Raw genomic sequence first — 26,614 nt, forward strand, 5'->3', positions numbered from 1 at the left:
AGTGCTGCGGGGCAATATTCTCACATTATCCTGCACGCATCCGCTTCCCAGCGATACCCCACGCCGTACACCGCGCGGATAAACGACTGCTCGGCGTCCAGCGCCTCCAGCTTGCGGCGCAGGTTTTTGATGTGGCTGTCGATGGTGCGGTCGGTCACGACGCGGTAATCGTCATACAGGTGGTTCAGCAGCTGTTCGCGGGAGAACACTTTTCCCGGCTCGTGGGAGAGGGTTTTCAGCAGGCGGAACTCCGCAGGCGTCAGGTCCAGCAGCTTGCTGCGCCAGCTCGCCTGGAAGCGGCTTTCGTCGACAATCAGCGGGCTTCCGGCATCGAGCACCTGAAGCTCGCGCTGCGGCCTGCAGCGGCGCAGAATGGTTTTCACGCGGGCGACCACTTCACGCGGGCTGTAGGGCTTGCAGATGTAATCGTCCGCGCCAATTTCGAGCCCCAGCAGGCGGTCAATCTCTTCAATTTTGGCGGTGACCATGACGATCGGCACGTCGGAGAAGCGACGAATTTCCCGGCACAGGGTCAGTCCGTCAACGCCCGGCAGCATTAAATCCAGCAGGATCAGATCCGGCGGGGTCTGGCGCACGTATGCCAGCACTTTATCGCCGTGGCTGATCAGCGATGGAGCGTAGCTGGCCGCACGTAAATAGTCGATCAGCAGCTGCCCAAGCTTCGGCTCGTCTTCCACAATCAAAATGCGCGGCGTGTTTTCGTCAATCGGTAACTCGGTCATACTTCTCTCGATAAATCCCGTTCCAGAGGTAACTCTACTGTAATGCTAACCCCGCCAAAAGGCGAATGGGCGGCGCGGATCGTGCCATTATGCGCCTCGACGATGTTAACGCAAATCGCCAGCCCCAGTCCGGAACCGCCGCTGGCGCGGTTACGGGAGCCTTCGGTACGGTAGAAACGTTCAAACAGTTTTTCCAGCTGCGCGTCCTGCACGCCGGGGGCGGAGTCCGCGAAGGTGAGGGCAAAGCGCCCGTTTTCCTGCCTGCCGGAGATATGCAGCCCGCCGCCGCTGTCGGTGTAGCGCAGGCTGTTTTCCAGCAGGTTATTGAACAGCTGCATCAGCCGGTCTTTGTCGCCGAATACCACCGCGCTGTCCGGCAGGGAGAGATCGATTTTCAGGTTGCGGCTGGCAAACCGCTCGCGGAAGGCGCCGCTGATCACTTCCAGAATGTTAATCACGTCCACCGGCGCTTTCTGGTAGGCCAGCGCGCCTTCGTCGGACATGGAGAGCTGGTGGAGATCGTCCACCAGCTTGGTGAGCGTGCCCACCTCCGCCTGCAGAGAGGCCACCGATTCAGGCGTAAACTGGCGCACGCCGTCCTGGATGGCCTCTAGCTCGCCGCGCAGCACCGCCAGCGGCGTGCGCAGCTCGTGGGAGATATCGGCCATAAAGTCGCGGCGCATCTGCTGGTTCTTCTCCAGCGTGCTGGCAAGCTGGTTAAAATCCTGCGCCAGCTTGCCCAGTTCGTCCTGGCTGCGGGTATCGACGCGGGTGGTAAAATCCCCGGCGGCCAGCTTGTGCGTGCCTTCCACCAGTCTTTTCACCGGGGCGAGCAGACCGCGCGCCAGCGGGAAGGTGGCGAGCGCGGCGAGCAGGGTGGAGAGGGCGACAATCAGCCAGCTTGTCCGGCGCTGCTGGCGGTCAAAGTTGATGTCGGTATTGCGCGTCAGGCGCTCCACCGGGGAGGCGATAACCCAGCCGACCGTCGCGTTGTTGACTTTGATCGCCCGACGGGTGCCGTCCGGCGGTATCGGCGCGCGCGGACCCACCAGCGTGCGCATGTCCTGGTCAATCACCCAGAACTGGGTGCGCCAGCCGTGCGGCGGCATGCCCGGCCCCGGGCGATCGTCACCGGTATCGTGCTCCAGCGAGCGCAGGATCTGGAAAATAAAGCGGTCATTATTGCGCAGAAAACGCCAGTTGCCGTGCTGGGCGTACTGTTCACTCAGCGCATCGCTTAAGCCCTGTAAACGCTGTTCATTGCCATGCTTGATGTAATCAATAAAACCGCGCTCAAAGCTGATCCGCACCGCCCAGTGCATGGTGATCAGCAGGACGATACAGGTGGCAAATATCGCCACGAAGAGCTTGCCGGTAATGCCCGGACGCCAGAATTTCATGAGCCACTCCTTTTGCCGCGCCTAATCACGACGTTCTTGCTGGTATCATCCGGCACTCTGGCGAAGATGAAAGCGGGCAGGGCGATGATGACCGCCATGCTTAAATAGGTATACAAAAAGACCTGATGCGCCACCGGCGTGTCGACGCTGAGATGGTGCTGGCCGTACATGCCGAGCAGTAAACCCGCGATGGTCACCCCGACGCTCATCGAGAGCTGCATGATCATCGACAGCAGGCTATTGCCGCTGCTCGCCAGATCGTCCGGCAGGTCCTTCAGCGTCAGGGTATTCATCGACGAGAAGCGCATGGAGTTGACGATCCCCTGGCAGAACAGCACCAGCGGCAGAACGTAGTACCAGCCCATCAGCGCCACGGCCATAAACAGCAGGCTCACCAGCGCCAGCCCCAGCGTGGCGGTCACCAGCACGTGACGATAACCAAAGCGGTTCACCACCTGCACCACGATGCGCTTCATTCCCATGCTGCCGAGCACCATCGGGATCATCATCAGGCCCGCGTGGAACGGCGAAAATCCCATTCCGATTTGCAGGAAAACGGGCGTCATAAACGGCAGCATGCCGCTGCCGACGCGACCGGCGAAGCTGCCGAACAGGCCAAGGCGATAGGTGGGGTTTTTAAACAAATTCAGGCTGAACAGCGCCTTATCGTTACCTCTGGCATGCCGCAGATACCACAGTATGGCGGTGATGCCGATAACGACCAGCATCCCCAGCGCCAGGGGCGAAATCCCCAGCCCTTTTTGCCCGTCGAGCGCCAGGGTAAGCGTGGCCATGCCCGCCGCCAGCAGGATAAAGCCGAAGAAATCAAAGCGCCGCGTCTGCATTTTGTAGTTCGGCATCAGCGTCAGGGTGGCGATGGCGCCGATGATGCCAACAGGAAGATTGATTAAGAAGATCCAGTGCCAGGAGGCGTACTCCACCAGAATGCCGCCGAGCGCCGGGCCCAGCAGCGGCCCCACCTGACCGGGTAACGTCACAAAGGTCATCGCCGCCATGTACTGCTCGCGCGGCACGATCTTCATCACCGTTAGCCGCCCGACGGGCACCATCATCGCCCCGCCGACGCCCTGCAGCACGCGTGCCATCACCAGCTGGTCGAGGGTGTTGGCCTGGGCGCAAAACAGCGAGCCGGTGGTAAACAGCACGATGGCGGTAAAGAAGATATTGCGCACGCCCACTTTGTCCGCCAGCCAGCCGCTGGCTGGCAGCATGACGGCTACCGTCAGCACGTAGGAGACAATCACCATATGCATATGCAGCGGGCTCTCCCCCAGGCTTTTAGCCATAGAGGGGAGGGCAGTGTTGACGATGGTCGTATCCAGCGACTGCATAAAGAAGCCGAAAGCGACTATCCATAGCTGCCAGCGAACGTTAGCGGGAAGATCGGTCATTTACTCGGTCACCGTGGTTCTGTTTTTACGCGAAAAGCGCAGCCGCAGGCGGTCGAAGAACAGATAGACTACCGGCGTGGTGTAGAGCGTTAGCAGCTGGCTCATGACCAGGCCGCCGACGATGGTGATCCCCAGCGGCTGGCGCAGCTCTGAGCCGTCGCCGCCCGAGATAACCAGCGGCAGCGCGCCAAACAGCGCCGCCAGGGTGGTCATCATGATCGGACGAAAACGCAGCAGGCAGGCCTGGAAGATGGCCTCTTCCGGCGACAGATTGCCGTTGCGCTGGGCGTCCAGGGCGAAATCCACCATCATGATCGCGTTTTTCTTCACGATGCCGATCAACAGCATGATCCCAATGAGCGCGATCAGGCTGAACGGCGCGCCGAACAGCGCCAGCGCAAGCAGCGCCCCCACGCCCGCCGACGGCAGCGTCGAGAGAATGGTCAGCGGGTGAACGTAGCTCTCGTACAGCACGCCCAGCACAATATAAACCGTGGCGATGGCGGCCAGAATCAAAATCACCTGCGAGTTCATCGTCTCCTGGAACACCTGCGCGGTGCCGGCAAAGCTGCCGCGCACGGTGGACGGCACGCCAAGCTGCGTCATCGCGCGGTTGATTGCGTCGCTGGCTTCAGAAAGCGACGAACCGGCGGGCAGGTTAAAGGAGATGGTCGACGCCGCCGAAAGCCCCTGATGGTTCACCGACAGCGGCGCGTTGGCAGGCTGCCCGCTGGCAAAATAGGAGAGCGGAATCGCCTTGCCGTCGTTGTTAATCACAAACATTTTGTCCAGGGCGCTGATGTCCTGGGTGTAGCGCGGGTCAACCTCCATCACCACCTTGTACTGGTTCATCGGCTGGTAGATGGTGGAGATCTCGCGCTGGCCGAAGGCGTTGTTCAGCAGGCTGTTGGCGGCCTCAACGTTAATGCCCAGACGCGACATGGTTTCGCGGTCGTAGGTCAGGGCCATCTCGGCGCCGTTGTCCTGCTGATCGGAGTTGACGTCCGCCAGCTCCGGCAGGGCGGCCAGCGCCTTGCGGATCTTCGGCTCCCACTCGCGCAGGGCGGCTAAATCGTCCGAGAGCAACGTGTACTGATAGCTGGCGTTCGCCTGACGGCCGCCGACGCGGATATCCTGAACGGCCATCAAAAACAGGTTTGCCCCCGGCTCTTTGGCGAGCTTCACCCGCAGGCGGTCAATCACCTGCTGGGCGGTTTCGTTGCGCTCGCCGCGCGGTTTCAGGGTAATAAACATCATCCCGCTGTTAACGCGTGACCCGCCAGTAAAGCCGGTGACGTTATCCACGGCTTTGTCTTCACGAATGATCTTCATAAAGTCCTGCAGCTTGCCGCGCATCGCCTGGAACGAAATGCTCTGGTCCGCCTGAATCCCTCCCATCAGCACGCCGGTGTCCTGCTCCGGGAAGAAGGTTTTCGGGATGGTGATGTACATCCAGACGTTCAGCCCAATGGTGGCGATAAGCACCAGGCCGACCAGCCGGGTATGGTTCAGCACCCACTTCAGCGATTTGCCGTAGCCTTCCTGCATCGCCATCAGGAGGCGACCAAAGCCTTTGCGGCGCGGCTGCGAATGGGGCTTGCTGCGCTTGAGCATCCAGCCGCACATCATTGGCGTCAGCGTTAAGGAGATCGCCAGCGAAATCCCGATGGCGACGGAGAGGGTGACGGCGAACTCGCGCAGCAGCCGGCCCGGCAGCCCGCCCATCAGCAGCAGCGGCAGGAATACCGCCACCAGCGACAGGCTCATGGAGAGCACCGTAAAGCCCACCTCGCGCGTGCCCTGCAGCGCGGCCTGCAGCGGCTTCACGCCCGCTTCCAGGTGGCGGGAAATGTTTTCCAGCACCACGATGGCGTCATCCACCACGAAGCCCGTCGCTATCGTCAGGGCCATCAGCGACAGGTTGTTGAGGCTAAACCCGCACAGGTACATGGCGGCAAAGGTACCGATCAGCGAGACCGGCACGGCCACCGCCGGGATAAGCGTCGCGCGACCGGATCGCAGGAACAGGAAGACCACCAGGATCACCAGCGCGACGGAGATAATCAGCGTTTGCTCCACCTCTTCAAGCGAGGCGCGAATGGTCGGGGAGCGATCCTGGGCAATTTGCAGATCGATTGCTGCCGGGATGGTCTCCTGCAGGTCCGGAAGACGGGCGCGAATGCTGTTCACCGTCTCAATAATGTTCGCTTCCGGCAGCTTGCGGATCATCAGCAGAATGGCCGGCTTCGCGTTGGTCATCCCGGCGTTACGCACGTCCTGCACCGAGTCGGTGACGCTGGCAACGTCGCTCAAGCGCACCGCCGCGCCGTTGTTGTAGTGAATTATGAGCGGCTGATATTCCGCGGCGGTTTTCAGCTCGTCGTTGGTGTGGATCTGCCAGCGGTGGCTGCCGTCCTCAATCGCCCCTTGCGGCTTGCGGACGTTGGCCGTGCTGATGGCGGAGCGCACGTCATCCAGCGACACGCCCTGGTTGAACAGCGCCTGCGGGTTTAGGCCCACGCGCACGGCGGGCAGGGAACTTCCGCCGACGCTCACGTCACCGACGCCGTTAATTTGTGAGATTGTCTGCGCCAGCTGGGTAGACGCAAAGTCGTAAAGCTGCCCCTGCGAGTACGTATCGGAGGTCAGCGTCAGGATCATGATCGGCGCATCGGACGGGTTGGCCTTGCGGTAGGTTGGGCGGCTCGGCATCCCGCTCGGCAGCAGGCTTTGTGCGGCGTTGATGGCCGCCTGCACGTCGCGCGCCGCACCGTTAATATCCCGGTCGAAGCTGAACTCCAGAATGATGCGCGTGCTGCCCAGCGAGCTGCTGGAGGTCATCTCGTTGACCCCCGCAATCCGCCCGAGCGAGCGCTCCAGCGGCGTGGCAACCGACGAGGCCATGGTCTCCGGTGACGCGCCCGGCAGCGAGGCGCTGACCATGATCACCGGAAAATCCACCTGCGGCAGCGGCGCCACCGGCAGCAGCCGGAAGCCCAGCACGCCGCAGAGGGTAATGGCGAGCGAGATTAAAATCGTCGCCACCGGGCGATAAATGAAGAGGGCGAAAAACTTCACTTATGCCTCCTCTTCACGTTTCGGGAAGCGGCTTTTGGTCCACAGCGCCAGGCGGTCAAACAGCAGGTAGATAACCGGCGTAGTGAAGAGCGTTAGCACCTGGCTTACCAGCAGACCGCCGACCATGCCGATACCCAGCGGACGGCGCAGCTCCGCGCCGACGCCGGTGCTGAGCATCAGCGGCAGCGCGCCCAGCAGGGCGGCCAGCGTGGTCATCAGGATCGGACGGAAACGCAGCAGACAGGCCTGGAAGATGGCGTCGCGCGGCGACATGCCCTGCTCGCGCTCGGCGGCCAGGGCAAAGTCGATCATCATGATGGCGTTCTTCTTCACGATCCCGATAAGCAGGATAATGCCGATGATGGCAATGACGTCCAGCTCGCTGCCCGCCAGCATCAGTGCAAGCAGCGCCCCCACGCCCGCCGTCGGCAGGGTAGAGAGGATGGTGATCGGGTGGATAAAGCTTTCGTACAGCACGCCGAGCACGATGTACATCGCCACGACCGCCGCGACGATAAGCCAGATGGTGTTACCCAGCGCGGCCTGAAACGCCAGCGTGCTGCCCTGGAACTGGGTCTGAATATCGGACGGGAAGCTGAGCTCTTTTTCAGCAGCCTGAATGGCCTCCACCGCTTCGCCGAGAGAATAATTGTCCGGCACGTTGAAGGAGATGGTGGTGGACGGGAACTGATCCAGATGGTTAATCGACAGCGGGGTATAGCGTTCTTCCACCGTGGCGATAGCGCTCAGCGGCACAATGCCGCCGTCTTTGCTGGTCAGGCGCACCGAGTCCAGCCCCGCCAGTCCGGGCGTATTCTCCGTGTTGTGCTCCAGCACCACGCGATACTGGTTCGCCTGGGTGTAGATGGTGGAGATCAGGCGCTGACCAAAGGCGTTATAGAGCGCGTTGTCCACGTCCGACATGGTAATGCCCAGACGGCTGGCGGTATCGCGGTTGACGTTCACGTATGCCGCCAGCCCTTTGTCCTGCCAGTCGCTGCTGACGTCGGCGAGCTGCGGCAGGGTGTTAAGCTTATTCACCAGCTGCGGCACCCAGGTGCTGAGCGCGTCCAGCGAGGTGGCCTGAAGCGTGAACTGGTACTGCGTGCGGCTGACCTGGGTATCAATGGTCAAATCCTGAATCGGCTGCAGGTAAAGCTCAACGCCCGGCACGCGCGCGACGGCGTTTTGCAGACGCTCAATGACGGCGTTGACGCGATCGTCGCGTTCATCCAGCGGCTTGAGGTTGATCTGCAGACGCGCGCTGTTGAGTGACGGGTTGGTGCCGTCGACGCCCACGTAGGAGGTCAGGCTCTCGACCGCCGGATCCTTCATGACGATCTCAGACACCTGCTGCTGGCGCTGGGCCATACTGGCGAAGGAGACCGACTGCGGGGCCTGAAGCGTGCCCTGAATAATGCCGTTGTCCTGAATCGGGAAGAAGCCTTTCGGAATGAAAATCCACAGCATCACGCTGAGCGCCAGGGTTCCCAGCGCCACGCCGAGCGTGGCCCACGGATGGTTCAGAACTTTCGCCAGCACGTGGCCGTAGGCGGCAATAATCCGCTCGAACATGCGCTCGGAGGCGCGCGAGAATCGGTTTTGCTTGCGCAGGGACTCGTGGCTCAGCATACGGGCGCACATCATCGGCGTCAGGGTCAGCGACACCACGGCGGAGATCAAAATGGCGACCGCCAGCGTCACGGCAAACTCGCGGAACAGACGCCCGACGATATCGCCCATAAACAGCAGCGGGATCAGCACCGCAATCAGCGAGAAGGTCAGCGAGATAATGGTAAAGCCGATTTCGCCCGCGCCCTTCAGCGCCGCCGCCAGCGGCTTTTCGCCTTTCTCGATATAGCGCGAAATGTTCTCGATAACGACGATGGCGTCATCCACCACGAACCCGGTGGCGATGGTGAGCGCCATCAGCGTCAGGTTGTTAATCGAAAAATCGAGGAACACCATCACCGCAAAGGTCCCGACCAGCGAGAGCGGCACGGCGACGGCGGGAATAATGGTGGCCGGAACGTTACGCAGGAACAGATAGATGATCATGACGACCAGCGCAATCGCCAGCATCAGCTCAAACTGGGTGTCGGTAACCGACGCGCGAATGTTGGTGGTACGGTCGGAAAGCACCTTCACGCTGACCGATTTCGGCAGGCTTTCGATCAGCTGCGGCAGCATGGTGCGGATGCTGTCGGCGGTTTCGATGATGTTAGCGCCCGGCTGGCGCTGCACGTTCATCACGATCGCCTGCTGCCTGTTGGCCCAGGCGCCGAGCCAGCTGTTTTCGGCACCTTGCTCCACGGTCGCCACGTCGCCCAGACGCACCGGAGCGCCGTTCTGGTAAGCAATAATCAGCTGACGGTATTCATCGGCGGACTGCATCTGATCGTTGGCAGAGAGCGTCACGGCGCGGGTGGGGCCGTCCAGCGAGCCTTTTGCCGAGTTAACGTTGGCGCTGCTGATGGCGGTGCGGATGGTTTCGCTGGTCAGGCCCAGCGCGGCAATCGCCTGCGCGTTCAGCTTCACGCGCACGGCGGGGCGCTGGCCGCCCGCCAGCGTGACGAGGCCGACGCCGGAGACCTGTGAAATTTTCTGCGCCACGCGCGTTTCGACCATGTCTTCCACCTGGGTCATCGGCATGGCGGAGGAGGTGACGGCCAGCGTCATGATCGGCGGATCCGCCGGGTTCACCTTGCTGTAGACCGGCGGGTTGGGCAGGTCGGACGGCAGCAGGTTGGTGGCGGCGTTGATGGCGGCCTGCACCTCCTGCTCGGCGACGTCCAGCGACAGCGTCAGCTGGAACTGCAGCGTCACGACGGATGCCCCGCCGGAACTCTGGGAGGACATCTGTTTTAGCCCGGACATCTGGCCGAACTGGCGCTCCAGCGGAGCGGTAATGGCGGACGTCACCACGTCCGGGCTGGCCCCTGGATAGAGTGTGACAACCTGAATCGTTGGGTAATCCACCTCCGGCAGCGCCGACACGGGCAGGAAGCGATAGCCGATAATCCCGGCGAGCAGGATCGCTACCATCAGCAGCGTGGTGGCGACAGGACGGAGGATAAACAGGCGTGACGGCCCGCCTGTAGAGCCTGGGGGCATCACCTGCATCAGGATTTCGCTCCCTGTTTCGCAGGTTCAACCACTTCCACTTTGGCCCCTTCGGTCAGACGGTCAATGCCGTCGGTGACCACGCGGTCGCCTGCGGAAAGGCCTGCGGCGATGACCACCGTCTGGCTGTCCTGGATACCGGTTTTCACCAGGTGCTTGCTGACCTTATTGTCGCCGTTAAGTACCCAGACGAAATTACCTTCGTTACCCATCTGCAGCGCAGCGGTGGGGATCACCACCGCGTTCTCTTCGGTGGCGACCAGCATGCGCGCGTTGACGAACTGGTTCGGGAAGAGGGCATCGTCCTGATTGTTAAAGCGCGCCTTCAGCTTGATGGTGCCGGTGGTGGTGTCGATCTGATTATCCAGGCTGAGCAGGGAACCTTCGCTCAGCTTCTGCCTGTTGCTGCGGTCCCAGGCTTCCACCACCAGCCCCTTTCCGGATTTTTGCGCCTGCACCACGGTCGCGATTTCGCTTTCCGGCAGGGTAAAGACTAAATCAATCGGGTGAGTCTGGGTGATCACCACGATGCCCGTGGTGTCGCCGCTGGAGATCTGGTTGCCGATATCGACCTGCTTCAGGCCCACGCGCCCGTCAATCGGCGCGGTGATGCGGCTCCAGTCCAGCTGCAGCTGTGCGCTGGCCACGGCGGCCTCGTCGGCTTTGATGGTGCCCTGCGTTTCGCTGACCAGCGACTGCTGGGTGTCCAGCTCCTGACGAGACACGAGGTTGGTTTTCACCAGCTGCTGGTAGCGCGCTAAATCGCGACGGGCGTTAGCGAGCGTGGCTTTGTCCTTCGCGAGCTGCCCCTGCGCCTGGGCGAGGGCGACCTTAAACTGGCTCGGGTCGATTTCCGCCAGCAGATCGCCCGCTTTGACCTGCTGACCTTCCTGGAAGTGAATGGCCTGAAGCTGACCGTCGACGCGGCTGCGTACCGTCACGGTGTTGGCGGCAGTAATGGTCCCAAGGCCCGTTAGATAGCGAGGAACGGCTTTATTCACTGCCGTCGCCGCCTGTACCGGCGCCAGCGCGCCGCCGCGCATGCCGTGACGCCCTCCGCCTGCCGGGCGCTGTGCCTGACTATTGGCATCAGCGGGGGCTGCGGAGTTCGCGGATTGACTGTGCCAGTACCAGGCGGCGGCAAGGACCACCACAATGATGCCAGCGGCGATTGCCCAGCGGGATTTGTTACTGCCTTTCATCGTTGTACGTTCTCATCCTGAAGACTTCGGGGAATGATACTAGTTTAGTCAGCTAACACAGCGGAAAAATGGAGGAAATATGGAAGACTGTCAGGAATGGTCTGAATGGAGGTAAACGCAAAACGGCAACATCCGTTGCCGTTTTTGGTGTTTTCTCCCTCTCCCTGTGGGAGAGGGCACCAGACCGCACCGCAACAACGCTAGCTAAACATCACCTGCGCCCAGCGCGCCAGACCAGCGGTAACGGAGCCAAAGTCATCGCCACCGGCAATCGGAATGCCCGGCAGCTGTTCCGCCAGTGCTTTCTTGATCAGCGGCGAACGGGCGCTACCCCCGGTCAGGTAGATAACGTCCGGCTTCTCTTTACCGTTCTCCAGCGCCAGCTGCACCTGCTCCAGAATACGCTGTAGCGGCTGCGCGAGGGCCGTCTCCAGCCCGTCCTGCGAAATCGCGGTGGCCAGATTGTCGCTGATAAACGGCAAGGAGACCGCATGCTCGGTACGATCGGAAAGGGCAATTTTGCTCTCTTCGGCAGTACGCACCACGCGGTAGCTCAGGCGCTGACGCCACACTTTATACAGCAGGGCAACTTTTTCGGCGTCCTGCGCGTCGCGCACCAGATCGTTCAGGAAGCGGCCGTTCGCGGTGCTGTAAAAATCACTCTGCGCAGGTACGTCGTTAATGGCAATCGCGTTCCACCACGGCAGGATCGGCAGGGCGATGCCTTTTTCCGTCTGACCGCCCATGCCGAGCAGCGGCATCAGGCTCTTGAATGCCAGCGCGATATCGAGATCGTTACCGCCTACGCGGCAGCCGCTGTGCCCGAGCAGGCTATTTTCGCGATCGCGACGGTTATGCCACTGCGGTCCCATCAGCAGCAGCGAGCAGTCCGTTGTGCCGCCGCCGATATCCACGACTAATACGCGCTTCTCTTCCGTCAGCGTGGCTTCAAAATCCAGCCCCGCGGCAACCGGCTCATACTGGAACACCACGTCGCGGAAGCCTGCCCGGTGCGCCGCGCGTTCAAGGATCCCCTGCGCCTGCTGGTTGGCCTCATCGCCGCCCAGCCCCTGGAAGTTGATCGGGCGGCCAATGACCGCCTGGGTAATCGCATCGGAGACCTGTGTCTGCGCCTGAGTGCGAATATGCAGCATCATCGCGCACACCAGGTCTTCGAACATCGCCACCTGCTGCGGCTTCAGGCCGCTGGCGCCGAGGAAGGATTTTGGCGACTTAACGAAGTAAACTTCTTCAGGATCTTCAATGTAGTGCCCGAGCGAAGAGAGGCCGAACTGCACGCTGGAGGGCGTAACGTCGATGTCTTCCTCGCGGTTAAAGCTGACCGCCCGGCGCAGCAGCGCCTGGGTCTCCGCCGCCGTGGCCGGAACCTGATGGTGGCGGAACAGCCATTCGCTTACCGCTTCACGCGTCGGCGCGCAGAGCATTGAGGGCAGCAGCGTGCTCTCTTTTTCCATTTTCAGGAGCTGTGGCTGCCCGTTTTGCATAATCGCAACCGAGCAGTTTGCCGTACCGTAGTCGAATCCAATAAACACGATAAATCCCCATGCCAGTGAGAAGGGGCGAGACTTTAACGAAATGTCTTCATGGCGACAACAGGAATATGAAAGCAAGGCAATACAAGGTCTTTCCGTTTATGCTGATATACCCGTCATACTTCAAGTTGCAGGTGTGTTGGCTGCGCTCGCTCACCCCAGTCACATAGTTATCTATGCTCCTGGGGATTCGCTCTCTTGCCGCCTTCCTGCAACTCGAATTATTTAGGGTATAAGAATGAAAAAGGAGCAACGATGTACACCCTGAACTGGCAACCCCCTTACGACTGGCAGTGGATGTTTGGCTTTCTTGGCGCGCGTGCGGTGACGGGCATTGAAACCGTCACGCACGACTACTACGAGCGCAGTTTTGCCTGCGAAGGGTATCAGGGGATATTTCGCGTGACGCCGGATATCGCTACCCATACGCTGAACGTGACGCTCAGTCCGGGGTTAATCCCGGTTGCGCAGACGTGCCTTGAACGCATCGAACGCCTGTTCGATCTCACCTGTAACCCGCAGCACATTGCGGATACGCTGGGCGATCTCGGCGCTGCCCGGCCAGGCTTGCGTTTGCCGGGGGCGATGGATGCGTACGAGCAGGGCGTCCGGGCGATCCTCGGGCAGCTGGTGAGCGTGGCGATGGCGGCGAAACTGACGTCGCGCGTGGTGGCGCTGTGCGGTGAGCCGATCGCGGAGTGTCCGGGGTATCTCTGTTTCCCCACGCCGGACGCGCTGGCGGCAGCGGACGCGCTAGCGCTGAAAGCGTTGGGCATGCCGGTAAAACGCGCGGAGTCGTTAATTCATCTGGCGCAGTCGGTCATCGACGGGACGTTTCCGCTTTTCCCACCCGAGAATATTGAGGCCGGGATGAAGGCGCTACAGCAGCGGCCGGGGATAGGGCGCTGGACGGCAAACTACCTGGCCCTGCGCGGCTGGCAGGCGAAAGATGTCTTTCTGCCTGATGATTATCTGATTAAGCAACGCTTTGCCGGGATGCCGCCCGCGCAAATTCGTCGTTATGCCGAACGCTGGCAGCCGTGGCGCTCTTACGCGCTGCTGCACATCTGGTATACCGACGGCTGGACGCCATCAGTTGATGGCGAAATAGCTGGTGTTGAGCAGTAGATCCAGCGGCTGCGGCTCGGCGATGGTGTCGCCATAGATGAAATCAATGCCGATGCCGGAGAGCGTATCCATCATGATGGGCTGATTGCACGGACCCGCGATGGTTTTCATCCCCAGACGCTGGGCGTGGCCCTGAACAATGGTCACCATCATCTCGTCCATCAGGTTGCCATACACGTTGCTTACCACCTCTGCGTCCAGCATCAGATAGTCGGCCATATTGGCGGTCAGGTGGGTGAAGACGTTCATGTCGCGGCCCACCTGGCTGAAGATCACGCGGCAGCCCGCCTGGCGAAGCTTTTGCAGACTCCGCTGCAGGTTTTTATCCGGGCTGCACACCACGTCGGCAGAGATGACCAGATGCAGGAGACGGCCCGGCATGGGGCTTTTATCCAGCAGGTCGAGAAGCTCATCGACCAGCGTTACGCTGGCTAAACCGGCCTCAGAAAGCGGCAGCGCCACCCCCATGCCTTTACTGGCGACCTGTGCGGCAGAGGCGCGGAAAAACTCATTAAAAATACGTCTGTCGAGGGCGTGCAAAAGCTCAGGCTCGGCCAGACCCGAGCGGAAGGCATGCTCTTCCTGGACTTCGCCCTGGCTGGTCCACAGGCGTAACGACAGCAGCCAGAAATTACTGCTTTCCGGGATACGCGGGGAAGCGACGCTGCGGGCGATCATCATCAGGTGATTGTCTTTAATCATGTGCCACTGTTCATCAAGCGACATCATGCTGCGCGTGTTGTGATCCCGCTCCTGCTGGGGTTCGTAAACCGTCACCATGCCGCGCCCGCTGTTTTTCGAGGCATAACAGGCTATATCGGCCTGCGACATCACCTCCGACGCCTGATGGTTATTTTCATCAATCAGCGTGATGCCTGCGCTGGCGCCGATCCGGTGCAGGCGGCCTTCCCACATAAAGTGATAGTCATTGATCGTGTGGATCAGGCGCCCGGCGATATAGCGCGCGCTTTCAATATTGCAGTCCGGCAGCAGTAACCCGAACTCATCTCCGCCCAGACGCGCCAGCACGTCGCTGGAGCGGAGCATGGTCAACATCAGGGAAGAGAGCTCCCGCAGTAGGGCATCCCCCGCCGCATGGCCTGCCGTGTCGTTGACGGCTTTGAAGCGATCGAGATCGATAAAGACCAGAGCATGACGCTGGCGCGTTTCGCGAACGGTCTGCAGGAGCCGTTTAAGATGATTTTCGAAGCTGACCCGGTTTGCCAGATGGGTCAGGGCATCGTGGGAGGCGCTGTAGCTCAGCTGGCGCAGCATTTTGCGCGACTCGGTCACGTCCTGAATCACGATAACCGAGCCAATATTCTGCCCGTCCAGCGTGCTGAGCGGCGTAATGCTGTAGTGAATATCAAAATTACCGCCGGTACGGCAGTTCAGCACCACGTCCTGATCGATATCGGAACGGGACATATCGCCGCTGTGAATATTCTCCATCAGCGGCCCTTTTTCACCAAAGGTGATGTGCAACACCTTGAGGATCGGCTGGCCGATAGCCTCGGTCTGCAGCCAGCCGCTCATTTTCTCGGCCACCGGGTTCATGAAGGTGACGTTCATGTTGATATCGGTACACAGCACCGCTTCACCGATAGAATCGAGGGTGATGTGCAGACGCTCTTTTTCCTGGAAGAGGGCCTCGTTGAGCTGCTTCACCTCGGTCATGTCCATGTTGATCCCGAGCAGCCGTTCGACTTCACCCTGCTTATTGAGCACCCGGTTCGCCAGGGAGCGAATGTGGCGCACGCCTTCCTTCACGCGGATGCGGAATTCCAGCTTAAACGGCAGACGGGAAATCAGCGAGTCCCGCAGCACCTGCTCAGCGTGGGCACGATCTTCCGGCAGCATCGTGTCATGCCAGAGCTGCCAGGTAGGCTTGATGTGCGGCGGGATTTCATACAGCTCAAACATCCGCTTGTCCCAGCTGATAATGTCTGGCTCCAGATCCCACTCCCAGATGCCGATACCGCCCGCTTCGTTAGCCAGCGTAATGCGCTCCATCAGGCGTTTGTTGACCCACTCGGTCTGCTTCAGGTCGTTAATGTCTTCAATCTGGGCGATAAAATAGAGCGGCGAGCCGTCGGCATGGCGCACGACGGAGACGGCAAGGAGCGCCCAGACCACTTCCCCGTCGCGGGTGTAATAGCGCTTCTCGAGGGTATAGGTATTGATGTCACCGTTGACCAGCTGTTCGAGCTGTTCCAGGTCGGTGTGCAGATCTTCCGGCCAGGTGAGCTGCTGGAAGGTCAGCGACTGAAGCTCCGTCTGGCTGTAACCGAGGAAATTGCACAGCGCCTTGTTAGCCTGCAGCCATTTGCCCTCAATGCTGACCAGCGCCATACCGATAGCGGAATACTCCATCGCATTGCGGAAACGCTCCTCGCTTTCGGTGATGTGTTTGCGCTCGGCGCGGAAGGCATACATCACCATGGTCATCACGTTGGCAGGCAGGAGCAGCATCAGGAACGGCAGCCAGGGGGCGTTCAGCATCGCCCCGACGTGCTGGGTTGTCAGCGCCACAGGGTTTTGGGCAATCATCAGCGACACAACCATCACGGTGACCAGAAACACCAGGAACGCTTCCATTCGCGGCAAGCGCACGGCGCTCCACATAAGCAAAACGATTACGCAGGTGAAAGGCCACGGCAGCCAGGTGATGGCTGCCCAGCTGAGGGCCAGCGTTACGGCCAGCGTGGTCAGGGTTTCCAGCAGCAGTCTCGGGTCACGGTGGCGCAGCAGATAATGCGGTTTAAACAACAGCCCCAACGGAACCACCGCCAGCGCGCCGATGGCTTCGGACAACACCCAGACGAAGAAATTACGCAGGGGTTCAGGGCCGGGAGCCAGCAGGGACACCAGCAAGCCGCCCACCAGCGGCGGGATCACCGCGCTGCCGATGGCCACGCGGATCCAGTCATTCAGATTCTGCAGCGGGTTGTACCACGGGAGCAATTTGCGCAGCAATAGCGCACCGGTAAAGGCTTCAACCACGTTAATCGAGGTGTAGGTGAGGCTTATCGATCCCCACGAAAACAGCATCCAGGTGGCCAGAATATTGCCGAACGAACAGGCCAGGGCAATTCCCGGCCACATTTTTCCTGCATGGCGATAAAACGCCACCATCATAATGGCGGTGGGGAACCAGAGCGGGGCCAGCAGGGTGCCGAACCGGGTAAGCTCCAGGGAAAATAAGGTAAAGATAAAGGTGACCAGGCCCAGACAGACAAGTCGTATTAAAGGATGTGGGGTGGTAACCAAAACCCGCTGGTATTGTTTATTCATTACCGCTTTATCCAGAGACGCCATGCCGTCAGGGAAGATGTCCGAACGCGTGAATTTGATAATTTGGTTTATGCTAGTACAAACAATTTACAATTCATATGGTGACCGCTCAGAATTTGACACCACAGACTTATTAAATAGAGGCTCTGTGAGAAAAAACGGTTAAACGCTGAAAAAACGCTCATTTAAATTTCACTCAGGGAATAAGACGTCACTTTTCGGCCAGTCTCGCAGAACCTGTGCTTTCGACTGGTATCACGCCCGTGAAATCCCTATAATTGCCGCGTTTGACGCTCCGGCGTCGTCCTTCCTTAACATCCAGGTTAATCAGGTCGCTAAATTTATGACTGATAAGTCTCATCAATGCGTCATTATAGGCATCGCCGGCGCATCGGCTTCAGGTAAAAGTCTAATTGCCAGTACGCTTTATCGCGAACTGCGTGAACAAGTAGGTGATGAGCATATCGGCGTCATTCCCGAAGACAGCTATTACAAAGATCAATCCCATCTGTCGATGGAAGAACGCGTCAAAACCAACTATGACCACCCAAATGCAATGGATCACAGCTTGCTGTTCCAGCATTTAGAAGCGCTTAAGAGCGGCCAGGCGATTGAGCTGCCCGTTTACAGTTACGTAGAACACACCCGCACCCGGGAAACCATCCGCATCGAGCCGAAAAAGGTCATTATCCTTGAAGGCATCCTGTTGCTGACCGACGCCCGTCTGCGTGAATCCATGAACTTCTCGATTTTCGTCGATACCCCGCTGGATATCTGCCTGATGCGCCGCATCAAGCGTGACGTGAATGAACGCGGCCGTTCGATGGACTCCGTCATGGCGCAGTACCAGAAAACGGTTCGCCCGATGTTCCTGCAGTTTATTGAGCCATCCAAACAATACGCCGATATCATCGTGCCGCGCGGGGGTAAAAACCGCATTGCTATTGATATCTTAAAAGCGAAAATCAGCCAGTTTTTTGAATAACCCGCGTGAATTGTGTACCGTTCAGAGATAACCTGGTTTTACCCTGAGCGCTTACCGCCTCAGGGTACGATGCATGAAAGGAGAAAGTGGCATGCGTCTTTGCGATCGCGATATTGAAGCCTGGCTGGATGAAGGCCGTTTGTCTATTACCCCGCGCCCACCCGTTGAGCGTATCAATGGCGTGACCGTTGATGTCCGCCTGGGGAATAAATTCCGCACCTTTAGTGGCCACACTGCGCCGTTCATTGACCTCAGCGGGCCGAAGGACGAAGTCAGCGCCGCGCTCGATCGCGTGATGAGTGACGAAATCGTAATTGATGAAGGCGAAGCTTTTTATCTGCATCCGGGTGAACTGGCCCTGGCGGTGACGTTTGAATCCGTCACCCTGCCTCCGGACTTGGTCGGCTGGCTTGATGGCCGTTCTTCGCTGGCGCGACTGGGGCTGATGGTTCACGTGACCGCGCACCGTATCGATCCAGGCTGGTCGGGGCGTATCGTGCTGGAATTCTTCAATGCCGGTAAATTGCCGCTGGCGCTGCGTCCGGGCATGATGATCGGCGCGTTAAGCTTTGAACCGCTGTCAGGCCCGGCAGATCGTCCTTATAACCGTCGGCAGGACGCAAAATATCGCGACCAGCAGGGCGCGGTTGCCAGCCGTATTGATAAAGACTGATCGTTAGTCCATTGAGGATGCCATGAGAAGAGTTCTGACGACGCTGATGATTTTGCTGGTGGTGCTGGTGGCTGGCCTTTCGGCGTTGGTTCTGCTGGTTAACCCCAACGATTTCCGCGCTTACATGGTGCGGCAGGTCGAGGCGCGCAGTGGTTATCAACTGAAGCTTGACGGGCCGCTGCGCTGGCACGTCTGGCCGCAGCTCAGCATTCTCTCTGGCCGCATGTCGCTCACGGCACCGGGGGCGTCCCAGCCGCTGGTGTCCGCAGACAACATGCGTCTCGATGTGGCGCTGATCCCGCTCATTTCCCATCAGCTGCAGGTTAAGCAGGTGATGCTGAAAGGCGCAGTGATTCAGCTCACCCCGCAAACCGAAGCCGTGCGTGATGCCAGCGCGCCGGTTGCGCCGCGCGAAAATACTCTGCCCGATGAACCGTCCGATACCGGCTGGTCCTTTGATATCGGCAAGCTGAAAGTTGCCGACAGCGTGTTGGTTTTCCAGCATGAGCACCAGGAGCAGGTGACCATTCGCAACATTAACCTGCAGATGGAACAGGATGCTCACCATCTTGCGTCGCTGGAATTTAGCGGGCGCGTGAACCGCGATCAGCGCGATTTGACCCTGTCGCTGAATGCTAATGTGAACGCCTCGGACTACCCGCATCAGCTCACGGCCGACATCCAGCAGCTGAACTGGCAGCTGACGGGTGCCGATCTCCCCTCCCAGGGAATAACCGGGCAGGGAACGCTGCAGGCCGTGTGGCGCGAAGAGCAAAAGCAGCTCGAGCTGGATAATCTCAACCTGCAGGCAAATGACAGTAGCCTGAAGGGGCAGGCGAGCGTCACGCTCGAAGAGAAGCCGAAGTGGGTGCTGAATCTGCAGTTTGACAAGCTCAATCTGGAAAACCTGCTGCCGCCTCTGCCGGCCAGCGCCACGGACAGCGATGCCACGCAGACGGGGCAAAGCCAGGCACCGGCATCACGTCCGGTTATCTCGTCTAATCTCGATCAGCCTGACTATAACGCCCTGCGCGGGTTCACGGCGGATATTCTGCTGAAAGCCAATAGCCTGCGCTGGCGCGGCATTGATTTTACCGACGTGAGCAGCCAGATGTTTAACCATAACGGTTTGCTGGTGATCTCCGAACTGAGCGGGAAGATGGGCGCAGGAAACCTCTCGCTGCCCGGCACGCTGGACGTCCGTAAAGACGTTGCCAGCGCCGAATTCCAGCCGCGTCTCGACAACGTTGAGATAGGCACCATCCTGAACGCGTTCAACTATCCGATATCCCTGACGGGGCAGTTGACGCTCGCGGGTGACTTCTCAGGCACGAAAATTGATGCCGATGCTTTCCGCCGCGAGTGGCAGGGGCAGGCGCATCTTGATCTTAAGAATTCCCGTATGGAAGGGCTTAACTTCCAGCAGCTGGTGCAGCAGGCGGTTGAGCGCAGCAGCGATGTGAAGGCCCAGGATAACTACGACAGCGCCACGCGCCTCGACAGCTTCACCGCGGACCTGACGCTGGACAACGGACAACTTACTCTCAACGGAATGCAGGGCGCCTCTTCACTTTTATCAATGACCGGTGAAGGTAAGCTGGATCTGGTGAAAGAGACGGCGGACACGCGCTTTAACGTGCGGGTACTTTCCGGCTGGCAGGGTGAAAGCAAGCTCATCGACTTCCTGAAAGAGACGCCTGTCCCGCTGACCGTATACGGCAAATGGCAGGCCCTGAATTACAGCCTGCAGGTGGATCAGATCCTGCGCAAGCATCTGCAGGATGAAGCGAAACGTCGGCTTAGCGGCTGGGCGGATCGTAATAAAGATTCACAGGACGGTAAGGACGTGAAGAAGCTGCTGGATAAGCTTTGATGTCCGTTGCGCCGGGTGGCGTTGCGGCCTGATGCCCTCACCCCGGCCCTCTCCCACGGGAGAGGGAGCAAACACTAAAAACGGCAACCGGGTTGCCGTTTTGTTTTACCTAAACCTCAAAATCCAGCTCTTCCTCATCCCGCAGCGGAATGAGCTGAACCTTCTGCACGCGATGGTTTTCAATCTGCAGCGTTTTGAGCAGATAGTCGCCCACCTGAACCTCTTCTCCCGGCTGCGGGATACGCTGTAAATGCTCCATCAGCAGGCCGGCAATCGTGTGATATTCCCGTTTTTCATCCAGCGGCAGCGGCACGTATTGCACCAGGTCTTCCAGCGGCATGTGGCCGTTAGCCGTCCACGACCCGTCTGCGTTTTTCTGAATGTCATGGCGGGCGTCAATCTCATCCACCTCGTTAGGCAGATTACCGGCAATGGTTTCCATGACGTCGCTGAGCGTGACCAGCCCTTCCACCGAACCAAACTCATCCACCACAAAGGCAAAGTGCGTGCGCGCGTTACGGAATTGCTCAAGGGCGGAAAGCAGCGGTAGCCCCTCAGGGAAGACCAGCGGCTGGCGCACCAGAACGCGCAGGTTGAGCGCCTCGCCGTGAAGCTGCTGCTGGAGCAGGTCAATAACGTGCACCACGCCCAGCAGCTCCTCTTCCTCTTCACCGCCGGTCACCACCACGCGGGTGTGCTGGTTTTTATCCAGCAGGGCGCGAATGTGCTCTTCTGGTGCCGTCAGGTCGATATGCTCAATGTCGTGCCGCGAGGTCATGATGCTGCTGACCGTCCGCTGATTCAGATTAAGCACCCGCTCGATCATCCGTCGTTCCTGCGGGTCGAAGATCGGCCCGTCGCTGCGATCGGCCAGCATGGCAGAGGATTCTGCATCCAGCTCCGCATCCTCTTTCTTACCGCTTAGCAGGCGCATAACCGTGTCGGCCGTGCGCTGACGCAGGGTCTGATTCGCGGACAGGAAGCGGCGGCGGTTAAATATCGCCAGCTGGTTGAGCGCTTCAATCATGACGGAGAAGCCGATGGCGGCGTACAGGTAGCCTTTCGGAATATGGAAGCCAAAACCGTCGGCCACCAGGCTAAAGCCAATCATCAGCAGGAAGCTCAGGCAGAGGATCACGATAGTCGGGTGACTGTTCACAAAGCGGGTCAGCGCCTTGCTGGCCATCACCATCAGCGTGATGGCAATGATCACCGCGGCCATCATCACCGCAAGGTGGTCGACCATCCCGACGGCGGTGATCACCGAGTCGAGGGAGAAGACCGCATCCAGCACCACGATTTGCGCCACCACCGGCCAGAATTTCGCTCCGCGGCGCTGGGTTGGGTTCTCGCTGTCTTTACCCTCCAGCCGCTCGTTGAGCTCCACCGTGGCTTTGAACAGCAGGAACAACCCGCCGAAGAGCATGATCAGATCGCGGGCGCTAAAACTCAGGCCGTGAACGGAGAACAGAGGCTGAGTGAGCGTCACCAGCCAGGAGATAGAGGCCAGCAGCAGTAACCGCATCACCATCGCCAGCAGCAGACCCGTCACGCGCGCGCGGTCGCGCTGGGAAGGGGGCAGTTTTTCAGCGAGGATGGCGATAAAGACCAGATTATCAATCCCGAGCACCAGCTCGATGACGACCAGCGTAACCAGCCCGGCCCAGATTGAGGGATCGGCAATCCATTCCATAGTAATAGCAATACCTTCTGTTATATGACGAATGTCACACTTCGATCATGGATAAAGCTGGGGGAAATTGCAATGCCGGGCTGAGATTTCTCTTAATACGACGGGTAAAAAAGAGAGCATTCTCAATAGGGTGTAAATAAGCGAAATACGTATATTTAATTACAAGGAATGCATTTTAGGATATATCGCAGGTGATGATTTTTACTCTCATTTTGTCAATATAAAGAAATTCCTAAAAGGTCAAAAATTTGCTCTTAATATTAATCTTAAAAACCGATATTAGGACAGTTGTCTCCTTGCCTGCTATTAGGTTAGCTGCAACAATTCTCCCAGCATCAAATGTTAAATCTCGGTGTTGCTATTAATATTCGGTCTTCAGGGATGGTTATTCATTATCCGTCGGGTTTCTCAAGCGACTGATATATTTCCAAAAGACCTTGCTCAAGAGGGTGTCTATCCATAACACATTGTTTAGTCAGTGGATTGGTAACTGAAAGCCAAGGGCGGTAGCGTGCCTGAAAGCGTGTGAATCAGCCTCGATTATTCTGTCAATAGCCAATGGATGAATAAGCTCTTTTTAGGACTGATGCCAGTTATATTTCTATTTGATTAACTGCATGCTGAAACCCAATACGACTCGAGCTTATTTAAATTGCACAGGATAATTACTCTGCCAAAGTGATAAATAATCAATGATGAAATCCAAAATGAAATTGATGCCATTATTGGTGTCTGTGACCTTGATGAGTGGTTGCACGGTCTTTCCCGGCAGCAATATGTCAACAATGGGTAAGGATGTGATCAAGCAACAGGATGCCGATTTTGATCTCGACAAAATGGTGAATGTTTATCCGCTTACGCCTCGTCTGGTCGAACAATTACGTCCACGTCCGAATGTTGCCCAGCCGAATATGTCGCTGGACCAGGAAATTGCGTCCTACCAGTACCGCGTGGGGCCGGGTGACGTGATCAACGTGACCGTCTGGGACCACCCTGAACTGACCACGCCAGCGGGCCAGTACCGTAGCTCAAGCGATACCGGTAACTGGGTGCAGTCAGATGGCACCATGTTCTATCCCTACATTGGTAAAGTCCATGTTGCAGGCAAAACGCTTGCCGAGATCCGTAGTGATATTACCGGCCGCTTAGCGCAGTACATCGCCGATCCGCAGGTGGACGTTAATATCGCCGCATTCCGCTCGCAAAAAGCCTATATCTCCGGCCAGGTGAACAAATCCGGCCAGCAGGCCATCACCAACGTTCCTCTGACCGTACTGGATGCCATCAACGCCGCGGGCGGGTTAACCGACGGCGCCGACTGGCGCAACGTGGTGCTCACCCACAACGGGAAGGAGCAGCGCATTTCGCTGCAGGCGCTGATGCAAAACGGCGATCTGACCCAGAACCGCCTGCTCTATCCGGGCGACATCCTCTACGTGCCGCGCAATGACGATCTGAAAGTCTTCGTGATGGGTGAAGTGAAGAAACAGAGCACCCTCAAAATGGACTTCAGCGGTATGACGCTGACCGAAGCGCTGGGCAATGCTGAGGGTATCGATCTGACGACCTCTAACGCGACCGGTATCTTCGTTATCCGTCCGCTGAAAGGTGAGGGCAGTGCGAAAGGCAAGATTGCCAACATCTACCAGCTGGATATGTCCGATGCGACCTCTCTGGTGATGGCAACGGAGTTCCGTCTCCAGCCATACGATGTGGTGTATGTCACTACCGCGCCGGTTGCCCGCTGGAACCGTCTGATCAACCAGTTGCTGCCAACCATCAGTGGCGTTCGCTACATGACGGATACGGCGCGCGACATTCATACCTGGTAATCCGCGATGTTTAACAAAATTCTGGTGGTATGCGTGGGGAACATTTGCCGTTCCCCTACGGCTGAACGGTTGTTGAAACACTACCAGCCCGAACTGACCGTTGATTCGGCAGGGCTGGGTGCACTGGTCGGTAAAGGTGCCGATGAGCGCGCAACGAGCGTGGCGCGGGATCATCACCTCTCTCTCGACGGCCACGTGGCCCGCCAGGTCACTGGCCGCATGTGCCGGGAGTATGACCTGATCCTGACGATGGAAAAACGCCATATTCATGCGCTGTGCGATATCGCTCCGGAGATGCGCGGCAAGGTGATGCTGTTTGGTCACTGGGACAATGAACGTGAAATCCCCGATCCGTATCGCAAAAGCCATGAGGCCTTTGAGGCGGTTTACACCTTACTTGACCAATCTGCCCAACAGTGGGCGCAGGCACTGAAAGTTCAGCAGGGATAACAATGACAGAAAAAACAAGACCTTCTGCCGCCCCGACTTCGGGCAGTGATGAAATTGATATTGGGCGCCTGGTCGGCACTGTTGTAGAGGCAAAGTGGTGGGTGCTGGGCATTACCGCCGTGTTCGCCGCGGCGGCCGTCGTCTATACGCTGTTCGCCACCCCTATCTACAGCGCCGACGCGCTGGTGCAGATCGAGCAGAATACCGGCAACTCGCTGGTGCAAGACATTGGTTCCGCGCTGGCGAACAAGCCGCCGGCATCCGACGCCGAAATTCAGCTCATCCAGTCACGCCTGGTGCTGGGTAAAACGGTTCACGACCTCGGGCTCGATATCTCCGTCACCAAAAATACCTTCCCGGTCTTTGGTGCCGGCTGGGATCGGCTGATGGGGCGCAACAACGACACGGTGAAAGTCACTGACTTCGTGCTGCCAAAAGGGGCAGGCGATCAGACGTTTACCCTGACGGTGCTAGGCCCGAAACAGTACCAGCTAACCAGCGACGCAGGTTTTAGCGCCCGCGGCGAAGTGGGGCAGATGCTGACCAAAGACGGCGTCAGCATGATGGTCAGCGCCATCAACGCTCAGGAGGGCGGCGAATTCACCGTCACCAAATTCTCCACCCTGGGGATGATCAACAATCTGCAAAACAACCTGACCGTCACCGAAAACGGTAAGGACACCGGCGTGCTGAGCATGACCTTTACCGGTGAAGATAAGGATCAAATCCGCGACATCCTGAACAGCATTACCCGCAACTATCTTGAGCAGAACGTTGAGCGTAAGTCGGCGGAAGCGGCGAAAAGCCTGGCCTTCCTCGCGAAACAGCTCCCGGAAGTGCGCGCCCATCTGGATGATGCCGAGAACAAGCTGAACGCCTATCGTCAGGATAAAGACTCCGTTGACCTGCCGCTGGAGGCGAAATCGGTCCTCGATTCGATGGTCAACATTGATGCGCAGCTCAACGAGCTGACCTTCAAAGAGGCGGAGATTTCCAAGCTTTATACCAAACGTCACCCGGCCTACCGCACGCTGCTGGAGAAACGCCGTACCCTGGAAGAGGAGAAGGCGAAGCTCAATGACCGCGTGACCGCGATGCCGAAAACGCAGCAGGAGATCGTGCGTCTGACCCGCGACGTGGAGTCAGGACAGCAGGTTTACATGCAGCTGCTGAACAAGCAGCAGGAGCTGAAAATCACCGAAGCCAGTACCGTCGGTGACGTGCGCATCGTCGACCCGGCCATTACCCAGCCTGGGGTGCTGAAGCCGAAGAAAGCGCTGATTATTCTCGGCAGCATTATTCTTGGCCTGATGCTCTCAATCGTGGGCGTACTGCTGCGTTCGCTGTTCAACCGCGGTATCGAAAGCCCGCAGGTGCTGGAAGAGAGCGGTATCAACGTCTATGCCAGCATTCCGCTGTCCGAGTGGCAAAAATCCCGCGACAGCGTCAAAACCATCAAGGGCGTCAAGCGTTACAAACAGAGCCAGCTTCTGGCGGTGGGTAACCCGACCGACCTCGCCATCGAAGCGATCCGTAGCCTGCGTACCAGTCTGCACTTCGCCATGATGCAGGCCAAAAACAACGTCCTGATGTTAACCGGCGTCAGCCCGTCAATCGGTAAAACCTTCGTCTGCGCCAACCTGGCGGCGGTGGTCAGCCAGACCAACAAGCGCGTTCTGCTGATCGACTGCGATATGCGTAAGGGCTACACCCACGAGCTGCTGGGCACCAACAACGTGCACGGTCTGTCGGAAATCCTGCTCGGCAAAGGTGAAATCAGCCAGAGCGCGAAACCCACAACGGTGCCGAAATTTGACCTGATCCCACGCGGTCAGGTGCCGCCTAACCCGTCCGAGCTGCTGATGAGCGAACGCTTTACCGAGCTGGTGGAGTGGGCGAGCAAAAATTACGACCTGGTGCTGATCGATACGCCGCCAATTCTGGCCGTGACCGACGCAGCGGTTGTTGGCCGCCACGCTGGCACCACGCTGATGGTGGCGCGTTACGCGGTCAACACCCTGAAAGAGGTGGAAACCAGCCTGAGCCGCTTCGAGCAGAACGGGATTGAGGTGAAAGGGGTGATCCTGAACTCCATCTTCCGCCGCGCGACCGGGTACCAGGATTACGGCTATTACGAGTACGAATATAAATCTGACAGCAAATAAAAATCCCCCT

16 protein-coding genes are annotated in these 26,614 nt (G+C 58.7%); 7 read left to right on the forward strand and 9 right to left on the reverse strand.

All coding sequences use genetic code 11. The features are described 5' to 3' along the window. Nucleotides 1–20: 20 nt before the first annotated feature. From baeR to yegD, 7 genes are all read right to left on the reverse strand, one after another. The gene (baeR, locus tag IM317_RS03745; RefSeq protein WP_033145993.1) at nucleotides 21–743 is read right to left on the reverse strand and encodes a two-component system response regulator BaeR; all 723 of its coding nucleotides are present in this window, start codon (nucleotides 741–743) and stop codon (nucleotides 21–23) included. Next, nucleotides 740–2,143: a two-component system sensor histidine kinase BaeS gene (baeS, locus tag IM317_RS03750; RefSeq protein ID WP_023312417.1), complete on the reverse strand. Its 1,404-nt coding sequence runs from the start codon at nucleotides 2,141–2,143 to the stop codon at nucleotides 740–742. The genes baeR and baeS overlap by 4 nt, the downstream gene beginning before the upstream one ends. Beyond that, nucleotides 2,140–3,555, reverse strand: coding sequence for an MFS transporter (locus tag IM317_RS03755; RefSeq protein ID WP_033145992.1), 1,416 nt, complete (start codon nucleotides 3,553–3,555; stop codon nucleotides 2,140–2,142). The genes baeS and IM317_RS03755 overlap by 4 nt, the downstream gene beginning before the upstream one ends. Further along, entirely contained in the window at nucleotides 3,556–6,633 is a 3,078-nt protein-coding gene (gene mdtC / locus IM317_RS03760; RefSeq protein ID WP_033145991.1) for a multidrug efflux RND transporter permease subunit MdtC, read from the reverse strand. After that, nucleotides 6,634–9,756 carry an MdtB/MuxB family multidrug efflux RND transporter permease subunit gene (locus IM317_RS03765; protein ID WP_033145990.1) on the reverse strand — a complete coding sequence of 1,041 codons (3,123 nt, stop codon included), beginning with the start codon at nucleotides 9,754–9,756 and terminating at the stop codon, nucleotides 6,634–6,636. It lies immediately after the preceding gene. Beyond that, nucleotides 9,756–10,958, reverse strand: coding sequence for an MdtA/MuxA family multidrug efflux RND transporter periplasmic adaptor subunit (locus tag IM317_RS03770; RefSeq protein ID WP_033145989.1), 1,203 nt, complete (start codon nucleotides 10,956–10,958; stop codon nucleotides 9,756–9,758). Before IM317_RS03770 ends, IM317_RS03765 begins: the two co-directional genes overlap by 1 nt. 200 nt (nucleotides 10,959–11,158) lie before the next feature. Next, the gene (gene yegD, locus IM317_RS03775) at nucleotides 11,159–12,511 is read right to left on the reverse strand and encodes a molecular chaperone (protein ID WP_033145988.1); all 1,353 of its coding nucleotides are present in this window, start codon (nucleotides 12,509–12,511) and stop codon (nucleotides 11,159–11,161) included. A 255-nt stretch (nucleotides 12,512–12,766) separates the two neighbouring features. Here yegD and alkA point away from each other — a divergent pair, with 255 nt between their 5' ends. Beyond that, on the forward strand, nucleotides 12,767–13,639 hold the full coding sequence (gene alkA, locus IM317_RS03780; protein WP_033145987.1) for a DNA-3-methyladenine glycosylase 2: 873 nt from the start codon (nucleotides 12,767–12,769) through the stop codon (nucleotides 13,637–13,639). Here alkA and IM317_RS03785 read toward each other — a convergent pair. Continuing rightward, complete coding sequence (locus IM317_RS03785; protein WP_033145986.1) at nucleotides 13,604–16,933, reverse strand: diguanylate cyclase; 3,330 nt, start codon at nucleotides 16,931–16,933, stop codon at nucleotides 13,604–13,606. The two genes, alkA and IM317_RS03785, sit on opposite strands and share 36 nt — an antisense overlap. A gap of 343 nt (nucleotides 16,934–17,276) precedes the next feature. Between IM317_RS03785 and udk the strand changes: the two genes are divergently transcribed. The 3 genes from udk to asmA all read left to right on the forward strand — a co-directional run bounded on the left by udk (nucleotide 17,277) and on the right by asmA (nucleotide 20,464). After that, the gene (gene udk / locus IM317_RS03790; RefSeq protein WP_033145985.1) at nucleotides 17,277–17,918 is read left to right on the forward strand and encodes a uridine kinase; all 642 of its coding nucleotides are present in this window, start codon (nucleotides 17,277–17,279) and stop codon (nucleotides 17,916–17,918) included. 91 nt (nucleotides 17,919–18,009) lie between these two features. Continuing rightward, on the forward strand, nucleotides 18,010–18,591 hold the full coding sequence (dcd, locus tag IM317_RS03795) for a dCTP deaminase (RefSeq protein ID WP_023312408.1): 582 nt from the start codon (nucleotides 18,010–18,012) through the stop codon (nucleotides 18,589–18,591). 22 nt (nucleotides 18,592–18,613) lie between these two features. Continuing rightward, nucleotides 18,614–20,464 carry an outer membrane assembly protein AsmA gene (asmA, locus tag IM317_RS03800; protein WP_033145984.1) on the forward strand — a complete coding sequence of 617 codons (1,851 nt, stop codon included), beginning with the start codon at nucleotides 18,614–18,616 and terminating at the stop codon, nucleotides 20,462–20,464. 109 nt (nucleotides 20,465–20,573) lie between these two features. On the opposite strand, the gene IM317_RS03805 is transcribed toward asmA, so the two are convergent. Then, nucleotides 20,574–22,157: a TerC family protein gene (locus IM317_RS03805; protein WP_033145983.1), complete on the reverse strand. Its 1,584-nt coding sequence runs from the start codon at nucleotides 22,155–22,157 to the stop codon at nucleotides 20,574–20,576. A gap of 692 nt (nucleotides 22,158–22,849) precedes the next feature. Between IM317_RS03805 and IM317_RS03810 the strand changes: the two genes are divergently transcribed. Genes IM317_RS03810 through wzc form a run of 3 tightly spaced genes read left to right on the forward strand, consistent with a single transcriptional unit; the run spans nucleotide 22,850 to nucleotide 26,604 of the window. Continuing rightward, nucleotides 22,850–23,989: a polysaccharide export protein gene (locus tag IM317_RS03810; protein WP_014170829.1), complete on the forward strand. Its 1,140-nt coding sequence runs from the start codon at nucleotides 22,850–22,852 to the stop codon at nucleotides 23,987–23,989. 6 nt (nucleotides 23,990–23,995) lie between these two features. Continuing rightward, nucleotides 23,996–24,439, forward strand: a complete 444-nt coding sequence (wzb, locus tag IM317_RS03815) for a low molecular weight protein-tyrosine-phosphatase Wzb (protein ID WP_023312405.1) — start codon at nucleotides 23,996–23,998, stop codon at nucleotides 24,437–24,439. Between the two features lie 2 nt (nucleotides 24,440–24,441). After that, nucleotides 24,442–26,604 carry a tyrosine-protein kinase Wzc gene (wzc, locus tag IM317_RS03820; RefSeq protein ID WP_033145982.1) on the forward strand — a complete coding sequence of 721 codons (2,163 nt, stop codon included), beginning with the start codon at nucleotides 24,442–24,444 and terminating at the stop codon, nucleotides 26,602–26,604. The last annotated feature ends 10 nt before the right edge of the window (nucleotides 26,605–26,614 follow it).

Source organism: Enterobacter cloacae complex sp. S3 (genome assembly GCF_014930495.1).
GTDB classification, from domain to species: domain Bacteria; phylum Pseudomonadota; class Gammaproteobacteria; order Enterobacterales; family Enterobacteriaceae; genus Enterobacter; species Enterobacter asburiae_B.